The organism is Bacillus sp. NPDC077411 (assembly GCF_044543425.1).
In the GTDB taxonomy this organism is placed as follows: Bacteria; Bacillota; Bacilli; order Bacillales; family Bacillaceae_G; genus Bacillus_A; species Bacillus_A bruguierae.
This window is the reverse complement of the sequence record NZ_JBITWA010000001.1, coordinates 664858-671369: the sequence shown is the minus strand read 5'-3', so window position 1 is coordinate 671369 and position 6512 is coordinate 664858. Positions and strand designations below refer to the sequence as shown.

7 protein-coding genes and 1 pseudogene are annotated in these 6512 nt (G+C 31.3%); 7 read left to right on the top strand and 1 reads right to left on the bottom strand.

Annotated elements, in window-relative coordinates; all coding sequences use genetic code 11:
• From ACIGHG_RS03335 to ACIGHG_RS03305, 7 genes and pseudogenes are all read left to right on the top strand, one after another.
• On the top strand, nucleotides 1-117 hold a 117-nt coding region (locus tag ACIGHG_RS03335), incomplete at its 5' end, for a thiol-activated cytolysin C-terminal domain-containing protein (RefSeq protein WP_144569611.1).
• Nucleotides 118-406: 289 nt separating this feature from the next.
• Nucleotides 407-673, top strand: coding sequence for a hypothetical protein (locus ACIGHG_RS03330; RefSeq protein WP_336472367.1), 267 nt, complete (start codon nucleotides 407-409; stop codon nucleotides 671-673).
• A gap of 601 nt (nucleotides 674-1274) precedes the next feature.
• Nucleotides 1275-1538 (top strand): transcriptional regulator SplA domain-containing protein, encoded by a 264-nt coding sequence (locus tag ACIGHG_RS03325; RefSeq protein ID WP_336472366.1) that lies wholly within the window; start codon nucleotides 1275-1277, stop codon nucleotides 1536-1538.
• Nucleotides 1535-2563 carry a spore photoproduct lyase gene (splB, locus tag ACIGHG_RS03320; protein WP_336472365.1) on the top strand — a complete coding sequence of 343 codons (1029 nt, stop codon included), beginning with the start codon at nucleotides 1535-1537 and terminating at the stop codon, nucleotides 2561-2563. Before ACIGHG_RS03325 ends, splB begins: the two co-directional genes overlap by 4 nt.
• Nucleotides 2564-2923: 360 nt before the next feature.
• A pseudogene (locus ACIGHG_RS03315) lies at nucleotides 2924-3034 on the top strand (tyrosine-type recombinase/integrase); the annotation flags it as partial.
• Nucleotides 3035-3277: 243 nt separating this feature from the next.
• On the top strand, nucleotides 3278-4180 hold the full coding sequence (locus ACIGHG_RS03310) for a DMT family transporter (protein WP_336472364.1): 903 nt from the start codon (nucleotides 3278-3280) through the stop codon (nucleotides 4178-4180).
• Between the two features lie 284 nt (nucleotides 4181-4464).
• Nucleotides 4465-5454, top strand: a complete 990-nt coding sequence (locus ACIGHG_RS03305; protein WP_336472363.1) for a hypothetical protein — start codon at nucleotides 4465-4467, stop codon at nucleotides 5452-5454.
• Nucleotides 5455-6273: 819 nt separating this feature from the next.
• Here ACIGHG_RS03305 and ACIGHG_RS03300 read toward each other — a convergent pair.
• Nucleotides 6274-6507, bottom strand: coding sequence for a hypothetical protein (locus tag ACIGHG_RS03300; RefSeq protein WP_336472362.1), 234 nt, complete (start codon nucleotides 6505-6507; stop codon nucleotides 6274-6276).
• Nucleotides 6508-6512 lie beyond the last annotated feature (5 nt).

Sequence of the window (6512 nt, the reverse complement as noted above, 5' to 3'; positions counted from 1 at the left end):
CTTGCATGGGAATGGTGGAGAACAATTATTAATGAACAAAATGTTCCATTAACAAATGAAATGAAAGTTTCAATTGGAGGAACAACATTATACCCGAGTGCTAATATTAGTCATTAATTAAAAGTGAAGCGCCCTGTTTATAGGGCGCTTTTTTACTTGGTCGCAAGTATATCGGTGTTTTTTCAAATATATCATACTCCTCTAATTGGGGTAAAAGCCTGATTGGACGGGCTAACCATCAGTGGGAGATGAAAAAACTCTCTACTGATGGAAGTTTCACTTTATTTAAATAAACATAATTTGGAATTTAATAGGTTTTTTTTCCTTTTTGTAGAATAGATTAATAGATATGGAGTGATATTAAAGAAAGTATTTTCAAAAAAATTTATAAGGAGTTGAAATAGATATGTGGCTTTTATTAGATACACTTAATCTTTTTATATATTTGCCTTTTTTTAAACCAAGTGAAGAGGATATAGTTAGGAATATAAATGAATTGAAGAAATATGAATGGTTTAAAAATTTATCCAAAGATGAAAAGAATGCTTATCTTATAATACATGATTTGAAAATAAGACAAACGATTGGTAGATTTAATATAAAAAAAATGAGTAAAGACAGTTATCAAAAATATTATCAAAAAAAACTTAATAAAATTTTGAAAAACAAATAATAAAAGATCAAGTTCAAAATTTGAAATTGATCTTTTATTATTTTAGAGGGCATTGATAGATTACTATTGCCACTTGTTTCTACATTGCCATCCATATGTAGCTGCTTCAACTGCTATGTCAGCAGCATTTACTTTAAAACCAGCTTAATGTATTAGCTATTAATTAAAGCTAAATCATATTATTTAGCTTTGATATAAGTAAAAATTGCTCCTGTTAGGAACTGTCTAGCAATACTTCCAATTAATAAATTTATTTGCAACATAATATATGCAATGTTGTATCGCTATAAAAATCAAGTCATAGATAAGTGTGGAGAAATTTTTCTATATATGTAACATGCATGGAAAAATCAAATTCTGTTACAAAAATCAGTGCTTTTGGCAATCAACAATCGATTTTTTGTGAATGTTATGACGGACTAGAACAAGAACCCTGTGATTATCCCTTATAAGAAGTAATAGTATTAATTACCTAAAAATATTATCTTCTACAAATTTAATTTTTCCATAATAAAGATGACATAATTCTAAACCCTAAAGGGAAAATTTTATTAATGAATAACTTTATGCAGTAAATTTTATAAAAAGAAAAGGTGATGGAATGGAATTGTCTAACGAAAGCAAAACTTATCGTGCTGGAGATATTGTCTATGTTTTTTATCGCAATCCCCACACTCAGGATGTAGCAAATATACAAGCCGCAGCTGTTGTAAATAACCCTAATACTCCTAATGAATTAGCATTGTTTCTTTATGAAACTTATTATCCACTTTCACCTGAAATGGCCGTTTATTCTACAGAAGAAGAGGCAAACCAAGCCTACAACTACTATTATGAGGATACTTCAGAGGAGGTGCTAGAATGAATAATCCATTCATGCCTAAACTTGTATACTTTGAACCCAAAGCATTGGATTATCCATTAGGGAGAGAGCTTCATGAAAAATTTGCAAAAATGGATGTTGAAATTCGGCATACTACTTCTCATAATCAAGTGAGAGATCTCCCAGGAGAAAACGATTTTCAAAAGTATCGGGTAGCAAAATCTACTCTTGTCGTTGGCGTTAGAAAAACATTAAAATTTGATACCTCAAAACCTTCAGCAGAGTATGCTATTCCGTTTGCAACAGGCTGTATGGGCCATTGTCATTATTGCTATTTACAAACAACGATGGGAAGTAAGCCATATATCCGTACCTATGTAAATGTTGATGAAATCCTAGAAGCTGCTGACAAATATATAGAGGAACGCGCACCTGAACTGACAAGGTTTGAGGCCTCCTGTACATCCGATATTGTAGGAATTGATCATTTGACTCATACTCTCAAACGCGCAATTGAGCATTTCGGAGAATCCGAGTACGGAAAATTGAGGTTTGTTACAAAATTTCATCATGTAGATCATTTGCTTGATGCAAAACATAACGGAAAAACAAGATTTCGATTTAGTGTAAACGCTGATTATGTTATTAAAAATTTTGAGCCAGGAACTTCTCCCCTAGCTAAAAGGATTGAGGCAGCTGGAAAAGTAGCAAGAGCAGGATATCCTCTCGGATTCATTGTTGCTCCTATTTATCTTCATGAAGGTTGGCAAGATGGGTACTATCAGATGTTTGAGCGTCTTGATGCTGAATTACCCTCTGATGCACGTGATGATATGACGTTTGAATTTATTCAACATCGTTTTACAAAGCCTGCTAAGAGAGTGATTGAAAAAAATTACCCAATGACAAAATTGGAATTAGATGAAGAGAAAAGAAGATATAAATGGGGAAAATACGGAATTGGAAAATACATTTATCAAAAAGAAGAAGAAGAAGATATAAAAAATTATCTTTATTCTTATATGGAGAAGTTCTTTCCCAATGCAAAATTAGAATATTTCACATAAAAGAAGACCAACTCTGTTACAACAATATATAGGTGTTGGAAATAAAATACAGTTTATAATGCCAAATTAAATGTATCTCAATTTAACCCATTGATTACTTACAAGAGGTTAAAGCGATTTTTTATATAAAAGGGATCGCCACATCCCCATCAACTTAAAAATTCAAAATTACCCTAAAATGAAGAAGAGTACGAAATTAATAGGGCCCTTTTTTTACTTTTCTCGAATGTAAACTTTCAACTATTTGTTTACATTCGAATCTCCTTTAATCATTGACTTCACAACAAATCCCCTGATATCCTCAAAATTAACAACAAAAGTATACATTCAAAACACTATACATAAAGAGGTCTAAAATCCATAAACAAAAAACCACATCTTATTGATGTCCAACCCATCCGTAGCAAAGAACAAATTGAAGATATGAAGTGGGCTCTTAAACGTCATTGTTTAGAGAGAGACTATATTTTATAAAGGTCCATCTCCTTTTTTGTTTTGGAGAACATTAAATCTCTTAACTTGATGGCAATGATCATGGAACCCTTTAAACAAATAAAAAAATAGTTGTAATATAAAATCATGACGATTAAAAAGAACCGCAATATAGTAATGGCGGTTCTTTTTCTTGGTATTATATTGTATTTTATGTAAAATATATCTAAATACATATAGATAAAAAGCTATTAATATCAAAAAATATAGAGGAGAGAAATAATGTCTCGTAAATTATACTTTGCACTCATTATACTAAGCTTGATTTGGGGAGGATCTTTTTATTTTTTCAAGGTTTTAATTGTAGATTTCAGTCCTTTAGTTGTAGCATTTTTACGTGCAACTTTTGGAGCTATAACACTTATTGTACTTATACCATTTTTCCGAAAATCTTTTAAAGGAAAAATTCCTTTTATACCTTTATTTGCTGTAGGAATACTAAATACTTTAATCCCATGGACACTTATTTGTTTTAGCGAGCAAAAATTGACTAGTAACTTAGCTTCTGTGTTAAACGCAACCCAACCATTATGGACAATGATTTTAGGGGTTTTATTATTCGGTGTACGTTCTAATCGTAACCAACTTATAGGTTTATGTATCGGATTTATAGGTATTTTGATACTCTCAGATGTACATCTATCTAATTTTTTTTCAGTAAATTCATTAAATTTTGCCGCGATGTTGACAGCAACGTTTTGCTACGGCTTAGCAACGCACATAACAAAACGTTATCTTAAAGAAATATCAATGTTTCAAATTTCTTTAGGTACATTATTGGTCGGTAGTATATGTAGTGGTTTTATAGTCTTATTCTTAGAAGAACCAATTCAAATTTTAACTAAAATATCATGGCATCATATAGGAGCATTAATTGGAATAGGTGTATTTGGATCAGGTATAGCTTATTTACTTTACTTTTACTTGATCCAAAAAGGAAGTCCAGACTTTGCTTCCATATCTACATATTTGGTACCGGTATCAGCTATTTTCTGGGGATATATTCTTCTAAATGAAAATATAACTTGGAGATTAATCATTGGATTAACTTTTATACTAATGGGAGTCTATATAACGAGTCGTAAAGTGAAATTAAATATTCCAGTTAAAAGTTCAAAAGTGTAATATCTAGCCTATTAAGTATGTAGCTTTAATTGAAAAACCAGATTTTGTCGAAAGAGAATTCGATGAATTTTCTGGTTTTTATTGTGTAACTAAATCTAAATAGGTATTTATAATACGAAATACAATTTGAATTATCTTGAAAAATAAATGGGACGTTTCATGATTAAGCCAGGAACTTGAATGATTTCAGTATGTTAGAGTATAGGACTAGGGAAAAGGTGGCTTTGAATTTGCTGTACAACCAGGAATCATTTCTTACGTAAGGAAGGAGTATAAGGGGTTATATGAAAAGAATGAAAAATGTAATGTTGTTAGTGGTATGTTTCTTATTTTTGAGTGGTTGTAACTATGAAAATGAAAAAGAGGTAAAAACATACTTTAAAGAAAAATATGGGATTGATGTTATTGTAACAGATTGGGAAGAAATACATTCAGGGAATATGGGACATGTATATCATACTGTTCAAGTAAAAGATAATAAAAACATTCAATTCCGAGTGGAAGTAGATGGTGTATTTTATTCTACAATAATAGGTGATGAATACAAAGATGGTAAAAATGCATATGAAGCATATAAGAAATTCAAACCAACTCTGAAAGAAATCGAAAAGTTAGGATTCTCGAAATTTGAAGAGGAAAATACTATTCAATATATAACTGAGCATATTGAAGAATACCTAAACAATAATTTGCTACTAACTTTAAAAATGAATAACAAAATCGATTATAGTCAATTTGAATCGACAGAATTAGATCGCTTCTTTGCTTTATTACAACTCATTCAAAGGAATAATAAAAAAATAACAGAGCTTAATCTAAAAGACAATACAGGTGAGCATACTATATTTTATTATAAAAAAATACAAAAAAATCCAACGAAAGAGGATCTGCTACTAGCAATGAAAAACGCATCAAGAGATTACTGGACATATTTAATTCAAACACAAGTTCATGACAAAATAAAAGAAATTCAAAATGAAAGATTTATATTCAAAGAAATCACTTGTTCATATACAAAAAATGGGGACTGTCCAGAGTATAATGTAACCTTAGATTTTAATGATGGTATGTTGCAATATAAAAACAACCCGAATTTAATCCAGGATTTAACCAAAGTAGCCACTTGGGTGAAAGAAGAACTACATAACAAACAATTCAATATTAACTTGACCTACAAAGAAGGTACGAAGTGGGAAGGGAGAATGTCATCAGAAGATATGGAAAAAAGTAATAGTGTTGAAGATTATATGAAAGAATATTTTCTTGAAAAGTAATTACATATTGTTTATCCCGCATTAACGGGCAGTAAGACCCCCACCTCAAGATTCAGAGAGAAGCATTGTCCAGCTCTAGCGGCTAGAATCTCCGGTCGTTTCGCCCCCTCGGACGAGGCAAAAAACGCCTCTCTGTCGCGGGCTCCAACGTCCTGCGCTTTTGGGCGAGTCGCTTCCGTTTTTCTAAAGAGGATAGGTGGGGGATAACTGCCCGTAAAAGCCCGATTGGGCGGGCTTTCCATCAGTGGGGGATAAAGAAAACCCCCACTGACGGAAGTTTCACTTTATTTACTCCAAGCATTTGCTAAACGAGAAAGTATTACATAGCTATAGCTTTCATCGAGAATAAAATGGATTCTTTTTATTTACCATAAAATATTGGTTTGTGAGGCGTTTTTAATCAAACTTTATTTCAAAATATGATTTATATCTGTAATATAACTGATATTTATGTATTGTATCTTGTATCTTTGTATGCAGAAATGCTTCGGAAAAACAAAGATATCCTATAATTTGATTTTTTTAAGTAGGAAAATGAAGGAGAGAGCGACTATGCTCTCTCCTTCATTTGTTTTGACAAGATATAACAATAATATGTTATTTTATATTCCTAACAATTGTTTTCCCTGTTCCTTTAAACTCAAAAACTTTATGTATGTAACAATTTTCCCTCAAAAATATGTACATGTATAGAATGTTATAACTCTATTCACATGTTTGAGCTATTTATATTCATTATTGATACAAAAAGAAAAAGACACTCAGATGAGTATCTTTTTCTACTTCAACATCATAGAGTTAATATCAAGCTTAAGAAGTTTAAAATGAAAGACTTGTTAATGAAGATACAACACTTAAATCATCATTTAATGTGATTGAGAAACATGCTACCAATGGTAATGTGATAGTAATTGAACCGTCTGGATTAATCACTATACTTGGGCTTGTCCCACATGTTCCGTCACAATTTACAGACGATGTTGTTCCACCACCAGGAGTAATTGTAACTACAAGACATACATCAAAACAAACATTATCTGCAGTACATGCCATTGTTT

What these genes read in the sequence shown, in the direction of transcription:
- ACIGHG_RS03325 (WP_336472366.1), top strand. Translation starts at nt 1,275, where the DNA reads ATGGAATTGTCTAACGAAAGCAAAACTTATCGTGCTGGAGATATTGTC.
- ACIGHG_RS03330 (WP_336472367.1), top strand. Translation starts at nt 407, where the DNA reads ATGTGGCTTTTATTAGATACACTTAATCTTTTTATATATTTGCCTTTT.
- ACIGHG_RS03310 (WP_336472364.1), top strand. Translation starts at nt 3,278, where the DNA reads ATGTCTCGTAAATTATACTTTGCACTCATTATACTAAGCTTGATTTGG.
- ACIGHG_RS03305 (WP_336472363.1), top strand. Translation starts at nt 4,465, where the DNA reads ATGAAAAGAATGAAAAATGTAATGTTGTTAGTGGTATGTTTCTTATTT.
- ACIGHG_RS03300 (WP_336472362.1), bottom strand. Translation starts at nt 6,507, where the DNA reads ATGGCATGTACTGCAGATAATGTTTGTTTTGATGTATGTCTTGTAGTT.
- splB (WP_336472365.1), top strand. Translation starts at nt 1,535, where the DNA reads ATGAATAATCCATTCATGCCTAAACTTGTATACTTTGAACCCAAAGCA.